Raw genomic sequence first — 1341 nt, forward strand, 5'->3', positions numbered from 1 at the left:
AGGATGATCGCGTCTTCGTAGTTGTGACCCTCCCACGGCATGAACGCCACCAGCAGGTTCTTGCCCAGGGCCATCTCACCGCTGTCGGTGCACGGACCGTCGGCGATGACCTGGTTGACCTCGACCCGGTCGCCTTCGGCCACGATCGGCTTCTGGTTGAAGCTCGTGCCCTGGTTGGAGCGCTTGAACTTGGCGACACGGTAAGTCGTACGGGTGCCGTCGTCGTTCATCACGGTGACGTAGTCGGCCGAGACCTCCTCGACCACACCCGCCTTCTCGGCGCTGATGACGTCGCCCGCGTCGGTCGCGGCACGGTATTCCATGCCGGTGCCGACCAGCGGCGCCTCGCTCTTGAGCAGCGGCACGGACTGCCTCTGCATGTTGGAGCCCATGAGCGCGCGGTTGGCGTCGTCGTGCTCCAGGAACGGGATCATCGCCGTGGCGACCGACACCATCTGGCGCGGCGACACGTCGATGTAGTCGACCTCGTCGGCCCGCGCCAGTTCGGTCTCGCCGCCCTTGGTACGGACCAGGACCCGCGAGTCGGCGAACGTGCCGTCGGGGTTGAGGAGCGAGTTGGCCTGCGCCTTGACGAAACGGTCTTCCTCATCGGCGGTGAGGTAGTCGATCTGCTCGGTCACCTTGCCGTCGACGACCTTGCGGTAAGGCGTCTCGACGAAACCGAAGGCGTTGATCCGGCCGTAAGAGGCCAGCGAGCCGATCAGGCCGATGTTCGGGCCTTCCGGGGTCTCGATCGGGCACATCCGGCCGTAGTGGGACGGGTGCACGTCACGGACCTCGAAGCCGGCCCGCTCACGCGACAGACCACCGGGACCCAGCGCGGACAGACGCCTCTTGTGCGTCAGCCCGGCCAGCGGGTTGGTCTGGTCCATGAACTGCGACAGCTGCGAGGTGCCGAAGAACTCCTTGATCGAGGCCACGACCGGGCGGATGTTGATCAGGGTCTGCGGCGTGATCGCCTCGACGTCCTGGGTCGTCATCCGCTCGCGCACGACGCGCTCCATGCGGGCCAGGCCCAGGCGGACCTGGTTCTGGATGAGCTCGCCGACGCTGCGCAGGCGGCGGTTACCGAAGTGGTCGATGTCGTCGACCTCGACGATCACGGTGTCGATCGGCGCCTCGGCGGCGGCCGGCATCGACTCCTCGCCGGCGTGCAGCCGGACGATGTATTCGATCGTGGCGACGACGTCCTCTTCGGTCAGCGTCCCCTGCTGGATCTCACTGCCGACCCCGAGCTTCTTGTTGATCTTGTAACGACCGACCTTGGCCAGGTCGTAGCGCTTGGGGTTGAAGTACAGGTTCTCCAGCAGGGTCTGCGCC

1 pseudogene is annotated in these 1341 nt (G+C 66.1%); it reads right to left on the bottom strand.

Annotated elements, in window-relative coordinates:
* Positions 1–1341 (bottom strand): annotated as a pseudogene (locus AB0H88_RS52540) (DNA-directed RNA polymerase subunit beta); the annotation flags it as partial.

The organism is Nonomuraea sp. NPDC050680, from assembly GCF_040654555.1.
Classification (GTDB): domain Bacteria; phylum Actinomycetota; class Actinomycetes; order Streptosporangiales; family Streptosporangiaceae; genus Nonomuraea.